Genomic DNA, 20,173 nt, shown 5'->3' on the forward strand with positions numbered 1-20,173 from the left:
TTGATGGTGCATAATGTGCAATACCTGTCTGGCAGAATTACTCAAAGTGCTCTTCGACATTTGCAAGTACCTCGCAGTCGCAATATCCGCCGTGGCCTGCCAACCATCTTAATACCTGTTCCACATTTGAAATATTATGATTGTGGAGGAAGGTGGTGGTAATAGTTAATTTGTCGTCGCATTCTTTCGTCTGCAATTCATCGTCTAAGAAGTCAAGTAGCTGACGAAAATTTTCTCTGCTCATAGGAAGACTCTTTTCAAATTCGGCGGCGGCTTTTTGCCGTAAATCTGCTAAAAGTTGTTTGCGGCGCTCTTTCTCACTCTTAGACATGGATATATTGTCGTTTTATGAGTAGTAACTAATCGAGCGGGAGTATCGACTCGCAAACTGATCTTTCGGTTGAGGACAACATGTTAGCGGCATGGTCTGAATAATTTTCGCCAGCAAAAGGAGACGGGCAGCAAAAGCCGGAGTTGTCAATCAATACTTGGCAATCGCATTCGGTAAATGGGCATCTTGCATGCGCTTCGACTGCGCTCAGCGTGACAAAAACGTGATATTGCTGCCACTGCAACGCATTGCGATGACCTATTATTCCGGCTCGATATGCGTGATTTTGCCGTCTCTCATGACGACCAGCACGCTGTTCTTCTGCTTCTTGAACTCGATAAGCTTCTCATAGGCCTTGTCGAGGCCGGCAAGAAGTTTGTCTCTGAATTCCAATTGTTCTTTAACTGTTTTCATAGCAATTAAACATCAAAAATATCCCTAACCAAAAGTTGAAACGACCCCAGCGATTGGGAAGTCAGCGTCTCCGATTCTGTGAAGGGTTTCAAGCCAATGTATTTGCCCATTTCGTCAAGGAGATAAACCAGAACAATTCGGTCATTCGGTTCTACCAACCAGTATTCTTTGACGCCGTTTTCCTGATAGATTTCAAACTTCTCATTCATTTCCTTATCGGTATTTCCGGGCGAGAGTACTTCCACGATCAAGTCCGGCGCACCGATGCAGCCTTTGGCATCTATTTTGGCAGGATCGCATACTACACATATGTCGGGTTGGACGACGGTATAAATCTTATCGGAATCAGCTTTATGAATAGGGGTAAGCCGCACGTCGAAAGGGGCCACGAATACTTTGCGGGAGCTGCGATGCACGTGGTTGCTGATCTGACGGAATATCTCGCCCACGTATTGCTGGTGCTTAGTCGCAGGCGCGGGCGACATTCTGAAAATCTTGCCTTTGATCAACTCAATGCGTTCGTCGAACTGCCATTTCAGGTAGTCGGCGTAGGAGTAACTTGCATTCAAGTCTAGCTGATTCAGGTTTGTGATCGTCATCGCTGCGATTTGTAGTTTGAGGTAGTATTGTCAGGCCGGCTGCAATGCATTAGTCTGCAAAGGGCGGAAGTGTTGAATCGTTTTACGCTCAACGGCTCTTTCTGCATGCCATAGATCGTAATTCCGTTGAATGTCCAGCCAGAACTCAGCACTAGTACCGAACGCTTCTGACAGCCTTACACACATTTCTGAACTGATTCCTTGATGTTCATTCAAAATATTTGAGAGCGTTTTGCGAGTGATTCCGAGCCCCTTCGCAATTTCAGCCTGGGTGTAGTCATGTCCGGTTTCCTCTTTTAGCCCTTCGATGGTTTCTTTTATCAATGCGCCAGGGTGAGCTGGTCTCATACCTCTTTTCATAATTTCCCTATTGTTAATGATAATCCAGATAGTCGACGTCATAAACGTCCCCATCCTTAAATCTGAATAAAATCCGCCAGTTGCCCGACACATTTACAGCGTAAAAACCTTTCAGTTTCCCCGACAGCGGATGTAACCTCGATCCCGGAATGCCAATATCATCCAGTGATTTCGCAAATTCCAGGCGTGTGAGGATATTGCGGATTCTTATAATGTGTGTTGCGGGTAATTTTGGGTTGTCTTCATCTTCAAAAAACAACCGTAACCCTTTGTGTCGGAAGCTTTTTATCATTAACACAAATGTAACAGGGTGTGTTACATTTCACAACAGATTCGGATGAAACAAAAAAGACGAGCAGCAAAGCGCCACTCGTCCAGAAAAATCTATTCCAAAATCTATTTCCGTCGTCTTAAGACGACGGCTAAAGGGTTATTTCTTCTCCTTCGCCTGCTTCAAAGCCGAAGTCGTCAACCAATACTTGGCAATCATATTCGGCACCTCCCATTCGGGCAGCTTGCCTGCTTTGAGATACTCCATATACTTGTTTGCCACTTGCGCAAAATGTGATTCGTGGCCAGTGTCGTATTTTGCATCGATTACCACCTCCCAGCCCGCAGCGGTTTTTTTCAGCTCTACGCCGGGGAATTTGTCCTGTACGGATTTGAATGCGGCCGTTACAGCATCTTCGTAAGCTTTCGATTTGTCGGTGGTTTCAATGTAAAGAACCGGCTTGTATTTCTGGTCTTTGCCCTGGCGGACGATCAGGTTGGCTTTCGAGCCTTTCATGATCGAGTAATGCGTGTCGCCGGTGCCTTCCGGGGCCTGGAAGTTCCAGATCACGGACACTTTTGCGTGCACGCCTTTCAGGGTGTAGTTCATCTCGCCATTAGAATACACGTTCAGCAAAGTGTCCTTCACGTCCTTTTTGAGGAATTCTGGATAGGTTTCGCTTTTGGTCACAAGCTTGAACTGCGACGGCGTGAGCTGGGTAGCGCTACGCTTGGTCGAGAGGAGTTGAATGTCCTTCTGATAATCGAGGGATACATTGGGGAAGCAGCTCCATTGCACGAGGTCGACGAGGTGGGTCGTTACGTCCACCATGCCTTCGCCTTGCTGGTTCACATCAAAAAACCAAGTAGGGCGCACGAGCGGTTCGCCGGAAATGTATTTGAAGAAGTGGTGAACGCTTTCTTTGGATACCGCCGGGTTTTCGGGCGTTCCTTTTTGGAGTTCGCCGAAGATCTCGGGCAGCAATGCAAGCTCACGTTGCAAGGTGTTGGTGATCTCGTAACGTTCGGTCATGATGTCGTACAGGAGCACCTTGTTCTTGTCGGCGCTGGCGAATGCCTCTTTCAGCTTGTCGAAACCCGCCGCGTCGATCGCCATCGGTTTGTCGGCGAGGACGTTGAGGCCTGCGTCGACGGATTTTTTGATGAAATCGGTCTTTTTCTGGTTGTTACCCGCGAGCACGACCACGTTACCCTTTTTCTCAGAAATCATTTTCTCGAAGAAATCGGGGCCTGTGTACACCTCTTCTTTCCAATGCGTCGGGTCTTCGGGGCGGGTGTTGTATTTCTCCACCTTGTCGAGGTAAGCTTTCACGTCCGGGCCTTCGGATGCGTACACGTGCACGACCGAGTCGACATCGGCATACATCGATTTCTGGACTAGTGCCGCATGGAAGTGGCCGGGTTCGACCACGATCAGGCTCAGTGGTTTCTTCTCCTCATTCTTGGCCTCCTCTTTCTTCGAATTACATCCCTGATTGAATACCATTGCGCTCAATAAAGCGATTGTCAAGAGTTCTTTTCTCATTTGAATGGGTTGAGGTAATACATGCAAGATAGCTCCGGCGCGGAACTATGCCTGCGAGTATGACGAAATTTCTTTGAGCTTCCCTGAACTGGCCTGGTCGATGAACAGGACCGCGTGCGGGTGCTTGCGGAGGATGGTCGACGGGAATGCTTCCTGGATGTCCTCGGCCACAGTGTGGTAAATGGCCTGCGCCTTTTTCTCGCCCGGCACGATGCAGAAGGCATATTTGGCCTTCATGAGCGTGGGAATGGTGAGAGTCAATGCGGTTTGCGGCACCTCGTCGAAGGTATCGAAGCATTCGTCGTTCACCTGCTGCTGACGGCAGGCGTCGTCGAGTTCCACCACTTTCACTTCCAATGGATCATCGAAAAACGCCACATGCGGGTCGTTGAATGCCAGATGCCCATTCTCGCCGATACCGAGGCACACAATATCGATCGGGTTTTCACGAAGCAGTTTTGCATAGCGCTCACATTCGACAGCGGCGTCGGGTGCGTTACCGTCGAGATAGGAAACCGAATGCACAGGCACGTGGTCGAACAGCCGTACTTTCAGGAAATACCCGAAATTTTGTGGCGCGTCGGCGGCGATGCCGATGTACTCGTCCATGTGAAATGCATTGATTTTCTCCCAATGAATGCCCGGCTCGTCCTTTAATGTCGCCAGAAACTCGTTCTGCGAAGGTGCGGAGGCGAAGATGATATTCACAAATTCTTTGGTATCCTGAATCTCCCGGATCTTGTTCGCCACCGCTTTCGCCGCGGCTTCACCCATTTGCTGGCGGGTTTCGGAGATATTGATTTCCAGTTGGTCGACTTTCATTTTGTTGTGGTAGGTTAAGATTGGGGTATCGCGTTTAGGTATATCGTTTTTCCTTTGATAATGGTCCTTTGAATGCGGATATCGGCGTCGAAAATGACGATATCGGCGTCCTTACCCGCTACCAGCGTGCCCTTGCGCTCGTGTACGCCCATAATGCGTGCGGGCGTGGCTGTGGCCATGCGCACGGCGTCGAGCAGCGACACGTCGGCCATATTCACCATCGTGCGCACCAGGCGGTCGGCCGTGGACACGCTTCCGGCGAATGAGGTACGGTCGGGCAGCTTCGCTACGCCATCCTCGACGATCACTTTCAACCCGTTTTTCAGCGAGCCGAGCATACTTTCGCCCTCCGGCATTCCGGCCGCGCGCATCGCGTCGGTAATCAATGCAATGCGGTCGGGACCTTTGATTTTAACAATGAGTTTTAAAAGCGGCGCGGGCAAATGCACACCGTCGGCGATGATCTCCACATCCATATCGAGCAAAAAAGCGCTCTCGATCGTGCCCGCGTACCGGAACGCATTCCTGCGCGTTACGCCCGACATGGCCGAGTACAGGTGCGTCGCGAGCGTGTAGCCGTTTTCGTACGCTTCCAGCACATCCTCGTAAATCGCATCTGTATGCGCCACCGCCGCCAGAATGCCTTTTTGTTTTAATCTTTTTCCAAAATCAATCGCCCCCGGCAGCTCCGGCGCCGCGCTCCAACGGGCAATGGAATTGGAATATGCCAACACTTCTTCATACTCGGCCGGGTCGGGATTGCGGATATACCTCGGGTCTTGTGCGCCCCGCTGGCTCAATGCGAAATAGGGGCCTTCCAAATGCATTCCCAGAAATTGCGCGCCGTTTGTGTTGGCTGCATTCGCTTTTTCATAGAAATCCAGCGTTTCGAGTAAATCCGCTTTTTCGGCTGTCAATGTGGTAGGAACCATCGCCGTGGTACCATATTGCGCATGCGTTTCAGCAATCTTTAAAAATGCCTCCGCGCTGCCATCCATGAAATCATACCCGCCGCCGCCGTGGATATGCAGGTCGATGAAGCCGGGTGCTACATAATGGCCTTCGGCATCGATCATCTCCGCATCGGGAAAGTCTACGCCTCGCGTTTCAATTCCCACAATCACGCCATTCTCAATCAAAATCGTCCCGTTCCGGATGTACCGGTAGGGGGTGATGATGGTTCCGTTTATAATCTTTAATCGCATTCGTTTGATGATTGATATATTGGCAACATGCCATCCACAAATATTGCTGTTGACAAATATTACGGTCTACAAATATTACGGTGCTCTGCACCTTCACATCAAGGTGCAGAGCACCGTAATATTTGTAGATGGTTGATGATCGATAATTGGTAATTAGGTGCAGCGCACCGTAATAGATTAATGTTAAGGGATTTTTTGCCGTGTTTTTAAAACCCCCATTTGCGTAGTTTGTGCCCTTTTATGGCATAAAAAACCAGATACAGATAACAAGGCAACAACACCCAATACGCCTCCCGCACATTCACCACATCCGCGAAATGCCCATAAAAGAGCGGCATAATCGCATTTCCGCAAAGCCCCATGATCATCACGGAGGCGCCAAGTTTGGTAAACCGGCCCAAATCATCGAGCGCAAGCGGCCATATGCCTGCCCAAACGAGCGAGTTGGCGAGACCGAGCAATACGACAAACCAGATGGAAATGTCGGTATCGTGCCCCAGGAATGTGACTTGTCCATGCGTGAAAATGATGAGTAATGTGAAAACGGTTCCCAGCAAGGTGCAGATCCGCAGCGCGTTCACCTGACTGATGAATTTTGGAATCACCGTAATCCCGATCAGATACCCGCAAATGGTGCAGAAAAGTGTGTAGGAAGGGAAAACCTTTGCTTCCAGCAGGTCAATACCCATCGAATTGGCATAACCAATAATGGTATCGATCGCGATCACCTGCGTGCCTACGTGCAGGAAGATCGCCAATGCGCCCAAAATCAGGTGCGGAAAGTCGAAAATGCTTTTCTTCCCCGCATTCGCCGAGGCGATTTCCTGGCTTTCATGCTCGGTATCGATTTCCGGCAATGGGGATTTGAATACCAGATAACCTAATGTAAAAAGGAATATGCCGAGACCAATATAAGGATTGATTACTCTTCTAATGAGCTCGTCGAGTGCAGCACTCCGTTCGGCATCGCCCATCGTGCCGAGCTGTGCGAAAAGATCGGTGTCGGTGGGTTTCAAGATCACGGCTGCAAAGACAATCGGTGACAGGATACCGGCGGCTTTGTTGCAAATGCCCATGATACTGATCCGCTGGGCCGCGCGTTCCTTCGCGCCAAGGATGGTAATGTAAGGGTTCGCCGCGGTTTGGAGAATGGCGAGGCCGATTCCAATGGTGAAAAGGCCCATCAGGAAAATCTCGTATGTCCGCGACATGGCGGCCGGTACGAAAATGAATGCGCCCAAAGCCATCGCCCAGAAGCCGATCATCATGCCCTTTTTGAAACCCACGGCCTTTAATAAATAGGAAGACGGCACTGACATTACGAAGTAGGCAATGTAAAATGCAAATGCGACGAGGTAAGCCTGAAAGCTCGTCAGTTCGCAGGCGATTTTGAAGTAGGGGATCAATATGGAATTGACCCACGACACAAAACCGAAAATAAAGAACATCAGGCCGATCAGGAAAATCGAGATCGTCGTTTCCCGCTTCGTCAGGTTTTCTACTTTGATGGCAATGGCTTCGCTTTTCATTAAAAATTGTTTTTCAAATGAAATTTCTTGAAACTGGAATTTTCAATTTTTGAACTGGCTTGAAACAAATCTTTTTCTATCTCTGTCCGTCAGATGAATCTGACGGCAATTGGATTTTTGATTTTGGAACTGGGGATGGCTTTTTCTCTTTTGGAAAATCTATTTCCGTCGACTTTAGTCAGATGAATCTGACGGCAATTGGATTTTTGATTTTGGAACTGGGGATTGGCTTTTTCTCTTTTAGAAAATCTATTTCCGTCGACTTGAGTCGACGGAAGGTCGATAATTGCTCCATTTAAATCGTTGGTTCCCACCCCTTCTGATACTCTCGCTTCCAGAATTTTTCCGCGGCTTTGCTGCCTTTGATATGCCCGTTGCTCGGATCGATGTTCAGCGTTTCGCCGGAACGGATGGCGATATTGCCCAATTGCGCAAGCAATGTGCTTTGGTGACCTCCAACGATCTCGGCTGCGAGTGGTGTGCCCTTCTTGATACCATCGAAGAAATTCTGGATATGAAATGCATCGAGGCTCTGCGACGGGTTCATTTTGTTGCGCGGGTCGATGACGAGGTCGTTCTTTACCTCCTTGACCAGCTTATTGTCCAGGTCGTAAACCTTGTAGTTGTTCCCTTCGCCGATCTGAATCGAGCCTTTTTCGCCATAAAATACCACACCCACCGAGCTGCCTTCGATCGTGCGTCCATTGCAGCTGCGGCCTTCCCAGGTCATGGCGGTATTGTTTGCGAATTCCAGGTTAATTACCTGTGTATCGGGCGTTTCCCAGTCGTCCTTGTAACGGAAACGGCCGCCTGAGGATTGTACGCGTGTCGGGTAATCTACCTGCAAGCCCCAGCGCATGAGGTCGAGCATGTGAGTGCCGTTGTTGAGTGCCTCGCCGGTGCCCCAGTTCCAGAACCAGTGCCAGTTATAATGCACCAGGTTGTCTTTGAACGCCCGGCGTGGTGCGGGCCCTTGCCATAGTTCGTAATCGAGCCAGGAAGGAATGGCGGTTTCTTTGCCGATACCGATGGAAGCGCGGTTGTTGGTATACCAGCCTTTGGCAAAGTACGCCCGGCCGATCGTCCCGTCATGCACCTCTTTGATCCCCGCCGCGACATTTGGCCACGAGCGGCGCTGGTTGCCCATTTGGATTATATTCTTGTATTTTTTTGCAACTGCTACCAGCAGTTCGCCTTCGTGCGGGTTGTGGCTGCAAGGTTTTTCCAGGTACACGTGCTTGCCGGCTTTGGATGCCAGAATAGCCGCCGGTGCATGCCAGTGATCGGGTGCGGCTACCACCAATGCGTCCATATCCTTGTTTTCGAGTGCCCTGCGGAAGTCGGGGATGTTGGCGGGTTTGGACTTTTGGGTATCGTTTACCACGCCGATGCATTTCTCTGCGGCACGTGTATCAACGTCGGAAATGGATACGACTTCGCAGTTAGGTTGCAATGCATAGTTGGTCGCCAATGCGAGGCCGCGGCTGTTCACGCCCATCATGCCCACGCGCACCTTCTCATTTGCGCCGATGATTTTGGCATAGCTTTTCGGGCTGATACCGGGCAATACGCCACCGAATGTAAGCAATGCGCTTCCGGCCAGTGATTTTTTTAGAAAGTCTCGACGGTTGTTGTTATTTAAATTTTCCATTGAGAAAAAAGTTAATAGCTGGTTTAGTATTTCAAAACGGATTCGGTATCCTGACGAGGTCCTGGATAATACTGCCCTCATGTTCAAAGCGGGCCAATGTGTAAACGGTACCGTCGGCACCGACGGCAATCGAGTTTACATAGGTTGGCCGCTCGCCGTCTTCGTAAAAGATCCCCCCGTGGTCTTTATAAGTATTGGTCGGTAAATGATAGGTAATTAAATGCAAATTTTCCAATCCACGTGCGGCTCCTTTGGCAATCTGGTCTTCGCCTTTCAAGCGTTTGCCGTTTTCATAAATAGGCCCGCCGGTGAGGTAATAAATGGTTTCGCGATCGGGTCCAAGCTGAAAGCCAAGATAACCATAACTGAACTGGTCGAACATCCCGCTCTTGCGTGAGGGCTCGGAAGTAATGCGCTCCACGATTTCGATTTTCTCTTCGCGAGGGTCAAAACGGAACAAATAGCCAGAGTTTCCATGCACGCCGTAAGCAACTTGCTCTTGTGGGTGCCAGAAGATTTTCCGCCAGTTGTAGCACATGCTGCCGGGGCGCGTCGGGTCGTATTTGCCGAAATAGTCGAGACGCAGGTCTACGTTTTTGAGCTGACGTAAAAATTGGGTTTCGGGGTTGTAAGTAAAAATATCGCCGTCGGCTACGGAAAAATACACATCGCCTAGCTCCGCATCGACGAATAGCGAGCGGCAAAGGGAACGAAAGTCTGTACCGGGCGTGCCAGCTTCGCCTTTGTGAGAAATGGGGCCGAGGTTTTTTAACTCCCTTTTCTCGGTATCGTAATGGATAAAATGGCCGTAGGGCCAGGTAATGCCGTACAAATGTCCGCGGTCGCGATCCATGGTCATGGACACCATGCCTTCGCCGTTCGGTACCAGTGCCAGGTCTTCGAATGCGCCGGTTTGGAGGTCGTAAGAGAGAAAATGCCCGCCCGGGTACAATGCATAACCCTCGGGCGCCTGTTCGGGAAGGCGGTCCATGCCATCGATGAGCTGGTAGTAGCCGACATGCGTGGAGAAATAGAGCTTGCCGTTTCTTTCGTAAAACCGCACATGACTTTTGCCCTGCGGAATAGCTTTCAAATGCGTTTCGCCGCAAATGTCGGTCAGATCGCCGAGGTGGGTAATGCTGTCGCTGGCGGGGTCGTAGACAAACATCTGCCCGCCGATCTCATGGTTATCCGACGACAAGAGGTAGTAAATCCTCCCGTCGCTCGCGGTCGAGAGTGCGTTATACGTATCGTGTGCGCGTGAAAAGCCCGAATAGTAATGCTTTGCGATCAAAGTTTTCGGTTCGGCCAGCGGTTCAAAGTTCATGGAATAATCGATACTGTTCACGGAAAGAGGCAGACTTTGGATTAACACTAATTTTTAATCACGCGGGATTCGGGCTTCACCACGCCGGCCTGTTTGGCGAGCTGTACCATCCCGTTCAGTATTTCAATTTCCACATCCGAAGCCCAGGTCGCGGGCAGGCCGTACACAATGGCAGCGACTTCGCCCTCGTAGCCGCCCTCGCGCAGGATGGTCGTGCTCGGGATGTAGGTCATCACATCATTGGAATACCCCATAACAAATGTGTCCTGACCGAATATCTTCTTCAAATTGATCGCATAATCTACCACGAGCTCCCCGCCGAGCGTCATAATAGCCTGGTCGCCGAGCTTCCACACCTGCAATGGAAAGGGGTAGGAGGTTTGAAATGGCTTTTTTTCATCGATCTGCGCGATCATGCGTTTGGCCCATTTCTGCTGAAAACCGGTCGCCTTTTCGGCCATTGCGGAAAGTTGCTGGCGGGTAGGGGCGGTGGTTAATGAAAGGGTTACTTCATTGTAAGCCGTCGAAAGTTGCGGCGCTAACGGCTTCATTTCCTCACTCAAAACACGCTCCACGGCGGCAGCAAGCGTTTTTCCGTATTGAATGGCGAGCGGAACGGTGTGTCGGGGCAGCGGGTTCTGGTCCGCGCCGGCTCCCTGGAAAAACAATGCGGTGGCGCCCGGGTACAGCTTTTCGAGTTCAATCTGCGCCCAGCCAGGGTAGTCGCCCGACCAGTTGTAGCCGTCCAGAACCGTGGGATGGCAGGCGTAGCCGAACGCAATGGCGATGATTTTACCTTTCGCGTCCGAAACCTTTAATACAGGCACGGCCGGGTCGCCTGGGCCGGTAATTTCGGTGAGGCGTTCCAGTGTCGCGGCGTCGTTATTCCGACGATTCACCTGGAAGCGCGTCACGCCATTCTTCGCTTCGATCGTGGCAGGTTGCATTGCTTTCAATGCATCGCCGGTGAGCGTTACAATCTGCTCGATGAGTTTGGCTGAATATTGATCTATTTTTTGCTGGTCTCCTTCATTCAAAGGATAAATATCCGACAACGCAGCTCCGAGCACGGGGCCGGAGTGCGTGTGTGAACTGTTGAGTATAATCTGTGCTTTCGAAAGTTTGTAGCGATCATTGATTTTCGCGCGGATCTCGTCCGACAGCGCTTTGGGAAAACCCAGTAAATCCGTCGTAATGAGCACGCCCTGCTTGCCGCCTGCATCCTGAATGGCCAGTGCTTTGGCCCAAATATCATGCAACTTCCCGTCGGACGCGTGCGTACGCGCCGCGAAGCCTGCCATCCACATGGGCTCGGCAGGGGTAATCGCCACTTTGGCTACACCTGCTTTCCATCCTTGCGCATGCGCGGGGAAGAGGGTCAAAAGCAGCAATGTCAGTGCGAGCGCTATCCTCATTTTTGTCCTAATGTTTTGATCTTGTCGACGTTGTGATGGATCTTTTCAATGGCCGAGGCAATGGCTTTCATGTCGTCCTTCGTGCCGAGGAGCATATTTTGTGTAAACCAAACTGCTTCTTCGTTGCAGACTTTGTCGTTTACCGGACATTTGTTCTGCTCGTTGTAGCGGTTAATGTCCAGCATTTCTTTGGAATACATCCTTTTATAATTCTCCGAATCGAAGGTGTCTTTCAAATACGGCTGGGTATTCAGGGGCGCATACCCGCTGGAACAGGGGACGCCTTCCGCTTTCAGTGCTTTGAGAAATGCCTCGCGCGGCAGGCCTTTGAATCCTTCCTTCTGATAACGGAAAGGGAACAAATGAAAAGCGCCGCGGGTGACTTTGTCGTATAATTTATAAGGTACGATGCCCGGAATGTCCTTGATCTGCGATTTGAGGTATTCGGCATTTTCATTGCGGGTGGTAGTCTGCGCGTCGAGGCGTTTCATTTGGGCGAGGCCAACAGCCGCCTGATATTCGGAAAAGCGAAGTTTAGTGCCCTGCATGACGCTGCCGGTACTCACCGCGCCCACAGCGGTACCATACGGGTTGCCGAAATTGGTATAGGAAAAGCAAAGATCGATGAAATGGTCGTTGTTGCTCACAATCGCGCCGCCTTCGCCAATGGGCAGGTTTTTGGAGTTCTGAAAACTGAAACAGCCAGCATCTCCGATACTGCCGACTTTCTTTTTGTCATACTCGGCCAAATGCGCCTGGCAGGCATCTTCGATCACAAGCAGCTTGTGTTTTTTGGCGATGGCCATCACGCGGTCCATATCCACGGGCAGTCCAAGAATGTGCACGGCCATGATCGCCTTCGTGCGCGGCGTGATTTTGGCTTCGATTTTCGCCGGATCGATCTGAAAAGTTTCGGCGTCGATGTCCACGAAAACCGGCATGGCGCCATTGGAAAGGATCGAGGAAACCGATGCGATGAATGTATAAGGCGGCACCAGTACCTCGTCACCGGCTCCTATGCCGAGTTGGTGGATGGCCGTCACGAGTGCATTTGTGCCATTCACTACGGCAAGACATCTTTTTACACCCAAAGCCGCCGCCCATTCTTTTTCGAATTGCGTCACCACATTCGCCCGAGACCAGATGCCGCTCCGCACTACTTCCAGCAGCAGTTTTTCGTCCGTTTCGGGGTTCCATTGCGGCCAGATCGGCCATTTAACCTCCGCCCAGGCCGACGGCCCGCCCAATATCGCCGGCATCTGCGCCGACTTCGAGCCAATTACCGGCAGGGCGGTCACGGAGGAAGAAGCGAGGGCCACACCCAGCCCCGCCAGTGAATTCTGTTTGAGAAACGTTCTTCGCGACAATCGGGAGCTGAATGCTTTCATATGACAATGGATTAAGGGTTGATTTTGGGAGCTTATTTCTTAATGGCTTTGGTCAACACGCTTTCCAGCGTCACGCTCTTGCCGCCCTGGCGTTTGCTTTCGTCGGCCGCTTCCATGAAAGCGAAAATTTCAATGGTTTCCTCGGGCGTTACCGGTACTTCGCCGGTTTTGAAATATTTGATAATATCGACTAAAAGTGGTTCATAACCGCCATATGGGCCCAAAACTTTGTTGCCGTCCTCAGTGAAAACCGTGCCACCGTAGTCGTGCTTGCCCGTGCGTGTGCCGCGGAACGTACCCGTGCGGCCGTCGCCCCAAATACCCACCACGATGTCGGTATTGGGCGTGTTCACGCGCGTTACGCTTTTGCAGCCCGTACCCATAACGGTGTAAAGGGTTTCGACGCCGTGGATACCGTACCAGAAGAAATCAGGGTGTGTTTTTTCGAGAACGGCTGGACTATACGTATCTGCTCCCAGCACCTTTTTCTTGTCGATGCTCTCAATGCCTTTGATATACCGGAGTGAGGAAGCCGAGAAAACCGGGATTTTGTATTTTTTGGAAGCTTCGTAGATTTTCAGGGTATCCGAAAGTGAAGCGGCGACCGGCTTGTCGATAAACATCCTTTTGCCGGCTTTGAAAACCTCCAGTGCCTGTTCCAAATGCAGGCGGCCGTCATTGGTTTCAAGCAGTATTACATCCGTTTTACCCAGTAACTCCTTGATTGAACCGACGACCTCTACACCCATTTTCTTCACTTCATCAATATAACCGGGAATGCGTTTCACGCTCGATTCGATGTCTTTGCTGCCATAAGGATAGGCCGCTACTACCTTATATCCGTCGTAAACGGGGTTCGGTTGTTCGGCATTAAGCGCTTTGGCGAATGCGATGGCATGCGAAGTATCCAGTCCGATGATCCCCACTCTCTTGCCCTCTGCCGGCGTGGCCCATGCCGGTAAGTGATCGATCAAACCCAGGCCAACACCGGCTGTTGCCGATTGAAAAATAAACTTTCGTCTGCTAAGCGAGTGCATAAAAACAAATGGAAAAGAGTTCAGGAATAGTCAGCCCGATTTTGATTTCGGGTACGTACCCGTAAATATACGCACATATTTTAATTTACAAGTATACAGGGTTATTGTTTACAAGAAATTTTGTGCGGCTATGAATTTTGACGAATTCATGTTGTGGATTTGTGTCAATACAATATTTGATGTGCCGAGGTGGATGGTGCAAATCTCTTGATTTGAACCCACTATTTGCAGGCCTCCGGCCGGTCGGTAATGCGGTAGCGTATTTATGCATTTCGGATCGGCCGGAGGCCTGCGAATAGTGGGCACGAAGGTCACCTTCGCGCCATAGCGCCATTGCTAATTCTGGTAAAACGCCTGGTTCTCCTTCGTCACAATGTCGATCGGCATGAAATGCGTTTTTTCGACGGGAGCACCCAGGACGAGCGTCTGGTAAAGCGCCATGAGGCCGCGGTACCCTTGCTCCTCCGGTTTATGGCAGATCAGGAAGTCGATGAACTCCTTGTTCAGATAGTCGATGTTTTCTTTTAAATAGTCGTAGCCAATCAGCGAAATATCCGGGCGCTTGTTCTTTTCGAGGAATGCGGCGACGGAGAAAACCCGGGAATTGGTGACGAAAATAGCTTCAATGTCGTCGTGCTCGTGCAATGCACGCGTGAGGTCACGCGTCACGGAGAGACTATCCGTATCCTTGATGTCGATCCGGACGATCTCGATCGGCAGGTTCCGGTCCTTGAAATACCTGCGGAAACCTTCCTCGATTTGCAGGTAATTATAGCTGTCGGTCTCTTTGGAAATGTTCACGACGGCCACTTTGTGCTTCTCTTTCAGCCGGTAAGTCGAAAGCTTGGCGCCTACATAACCGCTCTGAAACAAATGCGGACCAATGTAGCAAAGGTTATCCTCGTCAGGGACGTCGGAGTCGATGAATACAAACGGTACTTTTTTCTCCCGGCAGGCCCGGACAAACTTCCGGGACTCTTCAATGAATGACGGGGCCAACAATACTCCTTTAAAATGACCGTCGAGGATCGCTGCGGCCTGCGCGTTGAACGACGCCGGGTCGTTGAGGTCGAAATAGAAGGTCGATACCTGAACGCCGTACTTTTTGATCTCCGCGTCGGCGCGGGTAATGCCTTTCATGGGCGCCTCCCAGAAATCGGTTTCCTCCGAAACGCGCGGGATGAGTACGGCCAGCGAAATGATTTTCTTCGAGGCGAGGCGACTGGCAAGGATATTCGGCTGGTAATCGAGCTCCTTGATGATGTCGTTGATCTTCTTCTTGGTCTTTTCCGAAACGCCCGATCGGTTATGCAATACGCGGTCGACCGTCGCGATGGAGACGTTGGCACGGCGGGCGATTTCTTTGACGCCGTAGTAGGTATTTTCTTTTTCCATCCGGAAAAGGGAGGTTTGGTATCAGTGGTTAGTCGCGCAAGCTCACGTACCTGCGTTGTAAAACCACGAATAAAAGGGTTTTAGATTTTATTTAATGGTTTTCCCTCAAATTTTTGGCAAATACAATCCCGTAGTCAATATTTGTATATATAATCTATTAATTAAATATAGTAAAAAATCGGTTATGGCACTGAACTACATGGCATTGGCCGTTCCATTGTTCCTCTTGCTGATCGGTATAGAATACTGGGTTTCAAAGCGCCTGGGGCGGCAATTGTTCAATTTTAACAGCTCCATTGCGAACATGAATGTGGGGGTGGCCGAGCGGCTCATCGACATGTTCACCGCCGGGTCGTTCTTCTTTTTTTACGATTACCTGCAAAAGCATTACGGGCTGTTCGAGATCCGGCCGACGCTCCTGGTGTGGGTCGCATTGCTGCTCGCTACCGACTTCGTATGGTACTGGTATCACCGTGCGGGCCATAAAATCAACCTGTTCTGGGGGTTCCATGTGGTGCACCATACCAGCGAAGAATTCAATTATACGGCGGGAACGCGCATTACCATTTTCCAGGCAGTCGTCAGGACGGCCTTCTGGTCGGTGCTGCCGCTGATCGGCTTTCCTGCGCCCATGATCACGACCATGCTCATCGTGCACGGCCTTTACCCGTTCTTCACGCACACGCAGGTGATCGGCAAACTCGGTATTCTCGAATATATATTGGTTACGCCTTCGCACCACCGCGTACATCACGCGAGCAACGATGCCTATCTCGACAAGAATTTCGGGGATATGTTCATCATCTGGGACAAGCTTTTCGGCACATTCGCCGAGGAGAAGGAGCAACCGGTTTTCGGGCTTACCAAGCAGCTCGACAGTTACAGTTTCCTCTGGCAGCATTTCCATTTCCTGGTCGAGATCTGGTACTCGGCTCAGCAGCAAAAAGGGGTTATCGCCAAGCTGAAAGTCATTTTCGGCCGTCCCGAGGATTTTGATCCGAACGTCCGCCGAATCGTGGAAAAGCGGTTCTTATCCAAAAACAAAGTGCGCGTGCGCTCGCAGAAGTTCAGGCGCTATGTGCTGGTTCAGTTCACGGTGACGGTCATCACACTATTTTTCCTGCTCCTTTTCGAACACCAGGAAGAAACATTCCTGCAAATAATGGTCGCGCTGGTGATATTTGTCACGCTTATCAACTGCGGCGCCATCCTCGAACAGCGTCGTTGGGTATTTTACCTCGAATTTGCGCGGGGCGCATTGATTTTTATCACAGCTTACCATTACTTCCCACATCCGACACTGCTATTCCTGATCTGGGCCGTGCTCATCGGTGGGGTACTCTACTTTTCGACCCTGCAAAAGCAATATTTGCAAACGATCTACGGTCGATGAGTATACCGGGTAGTTTTGTATTTTTTACATGAATAATTGTAGTTAATCTTAAAATTGGTCCTGTTTGTAAAGAATAAGTTAACACAGGTTGCTTGTTGAAGATTCTCTATTTTACTTTGCCTATATATTTAATAGGATTTGTCGCTTATTAATTGACCCATTAACAACCACCAACCCGAACAGCCGCATGAACCTTTTCAACGCATCTCCATTCCCTTGTTGTAGCCGCTAGCCGGCTTTCAATTTTCTCAGAAGTGCTCTTCTTTAACGATTCCATCGTCCGGCATTCAAGTAATCGGCCGTCAATGGCCGGCTGTCTGCGGTCACGAATCGCCACGTAGCTGAATATCCTGATTACCAGAACCCAGCCCCATTTTTTATTTATTACTATGTTCCAAAGTCTATCCAGAAGCTCAATTCTGAGCGGAAATCGCCTGCTTATCACGGTATTTCTGCTCTTCGGCCTTAACGCCTTCGCCCAGAACATCTCCGTGAAGGGCACCGTCACGTCCGCCACCGACAACGGTTCGCTGCCGGGCGTCAATATTGTGGTAAAAAACACGCTGACCGGCACCTCGACCGATGCCGACGGGAAGTTCGAGATCAATGCACCGTCGAATGGCACCCTTGTTTTCTCCGGCATCGGGTACGTTACCCAGGAGGTGGCGGTGAATGGCCGTGCCACGATCGATATCAAACTGGCGGCGGATACGAAGCAGCTGGAAGAGGTCGTGGTCGTCGGTTATGGCACGCAGAAACGCAACAGCATGACCAACTCCGTGTCCCAAATCAGCGGGGAAGCCATTACCAAACGGCCGGTATCGAATATCCAGCAGTCGCTGCAAGGCCTTATGCCGGGTGTGACCGTGCTCGACCAGGGCGGCTCGCCGGGTAAGTCGAATACCAACATCCGCGTGCGGGGTATTACCACATTCAATATCAACGGCAGCAGCACCAGCGGCTACGATTTGGGCAAAAACGACGCGCTGGTGATCGTGGATGGTATCGAGCAGCGCCTGAGCGACATTAACCCGGACGATATCGAGTCGGTTTCGGTACTGAAAGATGCTTCGTCGACGGCCATTTATGGTTCACGCGCGACGAACGGGGTGGTTCTCGTCACCACGAAGCGTGCCAAAGGCGGCAAGGTGCAGGTTGACTACCACGGCTATTATGCCATTCAGAAGTCGAACAACGTGCCCAAAATGATGGGCATTGAAGCCTACATGCGCGAGCAGGTGGCTGCCTATACGAACGCAGGCCTGGCGGTGCCGGCGCGTTTCACAGAGGAATCCATTCAGGCATATGTGCATGCAACCGACCGCGAGAAGTACCCGATGCCCAACACCTGGTTTGAAACGATGCTTCGTTCGGCTCCCCAGCAGAATCATACCATTTCGGTTGCCGGAGGAACGGATGTTATCCGCACGCGTTTGAGCGCCCGTTTCCAGGATCAGCAGGGTGTTATTGCAGGTTATTCCAATAAAATCGGCGAATTCCGGCTCAATACTGACTACACGGTTTCGAAACGTTTACGCGTGAGCGGTGACATCAACTACCGCTACGCCCGCGCATTGAACCCGACGGTGAACAACACGGGCGCAAATCCTCAGCCGCTGAACAATTTCTTTCACGGAACATTGTGGGCAGTTCCCAAATATGCCGATGGTACCTATGGATTGAGCACGCAGGGTAACAACCCGTTGATGTTCAATGAAATAGGCGGTCAGTCGCGGCAGGTGACGGATTATCTGGCCGGTTACCTGAAAGCGGAATTCGATATTGCCGAAGGTCTTACCTTCTCGACCCAGATCGCCGGACGTGGTACATTCACCAATCAGAAGAACTATACCAATGCCTATACCAACACCGACAAGAATACCAACATTACCAAAACGGTGGCTATCAACTCGCTCACGGAGGTGCGTAACACGCTGCGCGAGTACACGATTAACAACTTGCTGACTTATGAAAAGAGCTTTGGGGATCACGGTTTGAAGGCATTGGTGGGTTATTCGCAGATCGGGAACACGCAGACCTTCCTTTCGGCTTACCGCGAACGGTTTTATAACAACGACATCGGGTCAATCGGTCAGGGAGCGAACGACGGGACGAAAAGCAACAACGGAAACGATGCGCAGTACGGTTTGCGGTCTTATTTCGGTCGGGTAAATTATGATTACAAAGAGAAATACCTGTTCGAAGCGAATGGCCGCTATGACGGTTCTTCCAAATTCACGGGTAACAAACAATACAGTTTCTTCCCGTCATTCTCGGCGGGATGGCGTATTTCGAAGGAAAGTTTCTGGCAGGGCCTCGAAAAAGCTGTGAATGACCTGAAACTCCGCGGATCGTGGGGGATTACCGGAAACCAGTCGGTGGATTTGTATAGCTACTATTCCGCATTGACATCCCTGGGTTACAGCTTCGGGGGCACGCCGGTGCAGGGTTACCGCCCTACGACATTGGCCAATACCAAGCTTGGCTGGGAGTCGACCACCCAACTTGACCTGGGTTTGGACGCGACATTCCTGAACAAACGGTTGACATTCACGGCCGATTACTACCGCAAGCTCACCGACGACATTCTCCTGAACCTCGACATTCCGGCCACGATCGGTTTGAAAGCGCCGCCTCAGAATGCGGGATCGGTTGAGAACAAAGGCTGGGAGTTCAGCCTCAATTATCGTGGTGCCGCGAGTACTTCCGGCTTCCGCTATACACTTGGGGCGAATTTGAGTATCAATGAAAACAAAGTCGTGGACCTGAAAGGCACCGGCCCGTACATTACCGGCTCGGATATCGATCCGCGTTACATCATCGCGAAAGGCCTGCCCATTAACACGCTATGGGGTTATCAGACTGATGGATTGTTCCAGACACAGCAGGAAATCACCGACTATAAGGCTACTTACGCAGCCAATACCAAGCCGGGCGACGTAAAATATGTGGACCGCAACGGCGATAAGAAGATCAATGCCGATGATATGACGGCGATCGGTAACTCGTTCCCGAAATACACATTTGGGGTGAACGGTGACTTTTCTTACAAGGGATTCGACCTGAGCATTCTGTTCCAGGGAACGGCGAAAGTGGATGCGCGCCTGGCGGGCGCATTGGCGGAAATGGGTAATCAGGAAGGTTTCACCCATGAGATTTATACCAATAATTACTGGACGCCCGAGAACACCGGCGCCCGCTTCCCGCGTCCGACGAAATTCGACCTGCGCAATGTGGCGACCTCCGACCGCCTGGTGATCGACGGTTCGTACCTACGCCTGAAAAACGTGCAGCTGGCCTACAACATTCCGGTTGAAATCGCGAACAAGCTCCGCGTGAGCCGTATTCGTGTTTATACGTCCGCTACCAATCTGCTGACATTCTCGAAACTGAATGAATGGAACCTCGACCCGGAAGTTCCCTCGGGCCGTGCCGTGTATTTCCCGCAGACAGCCTTGTACACATTTGGGTTGAACCTCTCATTCTGACCG

Annotated in this window: 17 protein-coding genes; 2 read left to right on the forward strand and 15 right to left on the reverse strand. The window is 50.9% G+C overall.

Going from position 1 to position 20,173, the window contains the following annotated elements; genetic code table 11:
• Positions 1–37 precede the first annotated feature (37 nt).
• From J7619_RS22110 to J7619_RS22180, 15 genes are all read right to left on the reverse strand, one after another.
• On the reverse strand, positions 38–331 hold the full coding sequence (locus tag J7619_RS22110) for a DUF2695 domain-containing protein (RefSeq protein ID WP_291203806.1): 294 nt from the start codon (positions 329–331) through the stop codon (positions 38–40).
• Positions 332–592: 261 nt separating this feature from the next.
• Positions 593–745 (reverse strand): hypothetical protein, encoded by a 153-nt coding sequence (locus J7619_RS22115; protein WP_291203808.1) that lies wholly within the window; start codon positions 743–745, stop codon positions 593–595.
• Positions 746–750: 5 nt separating this feature from the next.
• On the reverse strand, positions 751–1,344 hold the full coding sequence (locus J7619_RS22120; protein ID WP_291203811.1) for a Uma2 family endonuclease: 594 nt from the start codon (positions 1,342–1,344) through the stop codon (positions 751–753).
• A gap of 30 nt (positions 1,345–1,374) precedes the next feature.
• Positions 1,375–1,704 (reverse strand): HigA family addiction module antitoxin, encoded by a 330-nt coding sequence (locus J7619_RS22125; RefSeq protein ID WP_291203813.1) that lies wholly within the window; start codon positions 1,702–1,704, stop codon positions 1,375–1,377.
• 13 nt (positions 1,705–1,717) lie between these two features.
• On the reverse strand, positions 1,718–1,996 hold the full coding sequence (locus J7619_RS22130; protein ID WP_291203815.1) for a type II toxin-antitoxin system RelE/ParE family toxin: 279 nt from the start codon (positions 1,994–1,996) through the stop codon (positions 1,718–1,720).
• Positions 1,997–2,134: 138 nt separating this feature from the next.
• On the reverse strand, positions 2,135–3,520 hold the full coding sequence (locus tag J7619_RS22135) for a putative oxidoreductase C-terminal domain-containing protein (protein ID WP_291203818.1): 1,386 nt from the start codon (positions 3,518–3,520) through the stop codon (positions 2,135–2,137).
• A 45-nt stretch (positions 3,521–3,565) separates the two neighbouring features.
• Entirely contained in the window at positions 3,566–4,342 is a 777-nt protein-coding gene (locus J7619_RS22140; RefSeq protein ID WP_291203820.1) for a glucosamine-6-phosphate deaminase, read from the reverse strand.
• A gap of 14 nt (positions 4,343–4,356) precedes the next feature.
• Entirely contained in the window at positions 4,357–5,547 is a 1,191-nt protein-coding gene (gene nagA / locus J7619_RS22145) for an N-acetylglucosamine-6-phosphate deacetylase (protein WP_291203823.1), read from the reverse strand.
• A 206-nt stretch (positions 5,548–5,753) separates the two neighbouring features.
• A complete protein-coding gene (locus tag J7619_RS22150) occupies positions 5,754–7,076 on the reverse strand; it encodes a sugar MFS transporter (protein WP_291203824.1) in 1,323 nt (440 codons plus the stop codon).
• A gap of 295 nt (positions 7,077–7,371) precedes the next feature.
• Entirely contained in the window at positions 7,372–8,727 is a 1,356-nt protein-coding gene (locus tag J7619_RS22155) for a Gfo/Idh/MocA family oxidoreductase (protein ID WP_291203827.1), read from the reverse strand.
• 31 nt (positions 8,728–8,758) lie between these two features.
• On the reverse strand, positions 8,759–10,054 hold the full coding sequence (locus tag J7619_RS22160; protein WP_291203830.1) for a hypothetical protein: 1,296 nt from the start codon (positions 10,052–10,054) through the stop codon (positions 8,759–8,761).
• 47 nt (positions 10,055–10,101) lie between these two features.
• The gene (locus J7619_RS22165) at positions 10,102–11,469 is read right to left on the reverse strand and encodes a neutral/alkaline non-lysosomal ceramidase N-terminal domain-containing protein (RefSeq protein ID WP_291203832.1); all 1,368 of its coding nucleotides are present in this window, start codon (positions 11,467–11,469) and stop codon (positions 10,102–10,104) included.
• Positions 11,466–12,857 carry a DegT/DnrJ/EryC1/StrS aminotransferase family protein gene (locus tag J7619_RS22170; RefSeq protein WP_291203834.1) on the reverse strand — a complete coding sequence of 464 codons (1,392 nt, stop codon included), beginning with the start codon at positions 12,855–12,857 and terminating at the stop codon, positions 11,466–11,468. The genes J7619_RS22165 and J7619_RS22170 overlap by 4 nt, the downstream gene beginning before the upstream one ends.
• A gap of 32 nt (positions 12,858–12,889) precedes the next feature.
• Complete coding sequence (locus J7619_RS22175) at positions 12,890–13,894, reverse strand: Gfo/Idh/MocA family protein (RefSeq protein WP_291203837.1); 1,005 nt, start codon at positions 13,892–13,894, stop codon at positions 12,890–12,892.
• Between the two features lie 336 nt (positions 13,895–14,230).
• Positions 14,231–15,289 (reverse strand): LacI family DNA-binding transcriptional regulator, encoded by a 1,059-nt coding sequence (locus J7619_RS22180; RefSeq protein ID WP_291203839.1) that lies wholly within the window; start codon positions 15,287–15,289, stop codon positions 14,231–14,233.
• Between the two features lie 184 nt (positions 15,290–15,473).
• Between J7619_RS22180 and J7619_RS22185 the strand changes: the two genes are divergently transcribed.
• Together J7619_RS22185 and J7619_RS22190 are read left to right on the forward strand one after the other, a co-directional pair.
• Positions 15,474–16,682: a sterol desaturase family protein gene (locus J7619_RS22185; protein WP_291203842.1), complete on the forward strand. Its 1,209-nt coding sequence runs from the start codon at positions 15,474–15,476 to the stop codon at positions 16,680–16,682.
• Between the two features lie 389 nt (positions 16,683–17,071).
• Entirely contained in the window at positions 17,072–20,170 is a 3,099-nt protein-coding gene (locus tag J7619_RS22190; protein ID WP_291203844.1) for a TonB-dependent receptor, read from the forward strand.
• Positions 20,171–20,173 lie beyond the last annotated feature (3 nt).

It is taken from the genome of Dyadobacter sp., assembly GCF_017744695.1.
Classification (GTDB): domain Bacteria; phylum Bacteroidota; class Bacteroidia; order Cytophagales; family Spirosomataceae; genus Dyadobacter.

Bases quoted from the DNA above. Each gene is read 5' to 3' on its own strand.
- J7619_RS22150 (WP_291203824.1), bottom strand. From the start codon at position 7,076: ATGAAAAGCGAAGCCATTGCCATCAAAGTAGAAAACCTGACGAAGCGG.
- J7619_RS22180 (WP_291203839.1), bottom strand. From the start codon at position 15,289: ATGGAAAAAGAAAATACCTACTACGGCGTCAAAGAAATCGCCCGCCGT.
- J7619_RS22135 (WP_291203818.1), bottom strand. From the start codon at position 3,520: ATGAGAAAAGAACTCTTGACAATCGCTTTATTGAGCGCAATGGTATTC.
- J7619_RS22115 (WP_291203808.1), bottom strand. From the start codon at position 745: ATGAAAACAGTTAAAGAACAATTGGAATTCAGAGACAAACTTCTTGCC.
- J7619_RS22160 (WP_291203830.1), bottom strand. From the start codon at position 10,054: ATGAACTTTGAACCGCTGGCCGAACCGAAAACTTTGATCGCAAAGCAT.
- J7619_RS22170 (WP_291203834.1), bottom strand. From the start codon at position 12,857: ATGAAAGCATTCAGCTCCCGATTGTCGCGAAGAACGTTTCTCAAACAG.
- J7619_RS22175 (WP_291203837.1), bottom strand. From the start codon at position 13,894: ATGCACTCGCTTAGCAGACGAAAGTTTATTTTTCAATCGGCAACAGCC.
- J7619_RS22165 (WP_291203832.1), bottom strand. From the start codon at position 11,469: ATGAGGATAGCGCTCGCACTGACATTGCTGCTTTTGACCCTCTTCCCC.
- J7619_RS22155 (WP_291203827.1), bottom strand. From the start codon at position 8,727: ATGGAAAATTTAAATAACAACAACCGTCGAGACTTTCTAAAAAAATCA.
- J7619_RS22185 (WP_291203842.1), top strand. From the start codon at position 15,474: ATGGCACTGAACTACATGGCATTGGCCGTTCCATTGTTCCTCTTGCTG.
- J7619_RS22120 (WP_291203811.1), bottom strand. From the start codon at position 1,344: ATGACGATCACAAACCTGAATCAGCTAGACTTGAATGCAAGTTACTCC.
- nagA (WP_291203823.1), bottom strand. From the start codon at position 5,547: ATGCGATTAAAGATTATAAACGGAACCATCATCACCCCCTACCGGTAC.
- J7619_RS22130 (WP_291203815.1), bottom strand. From the start codon at position 1,996: ATGATAAAAAGCTTCCGACACAAAGGGTTACGGTTGTTTTTTGAAGAT.
- J7619_RS22125 (WP_291203813.1), bottom strand. From the start codon at position 1,704: ATGAAAAGAGGTATGAGACCAGCTCACCCTGGCGCATTGATAAAAGAA.
- J7619_RS22110 (WP_291203806.1), bottom strand. From the start codon at position 331: ATGTCTAAGAGTGAGAAAGAGCGCCGCAAACAACTTTTAGCAGATTTA.
- J7619_RS22140 (WP_291203820.1), bottom strand. From the start codon at position 4,342: ATGAAAGTCGACCAACTGGAAATCAATATCTCCGAAACCCGCCAGCAA.
- J7619_RS22190 (WP_291203844.1), top strand. From the start codon at position 17,072: ATGTTCCAAAGTCTATCCAGAAGCTCAATTCTGAGCGGAAATCGCCTG.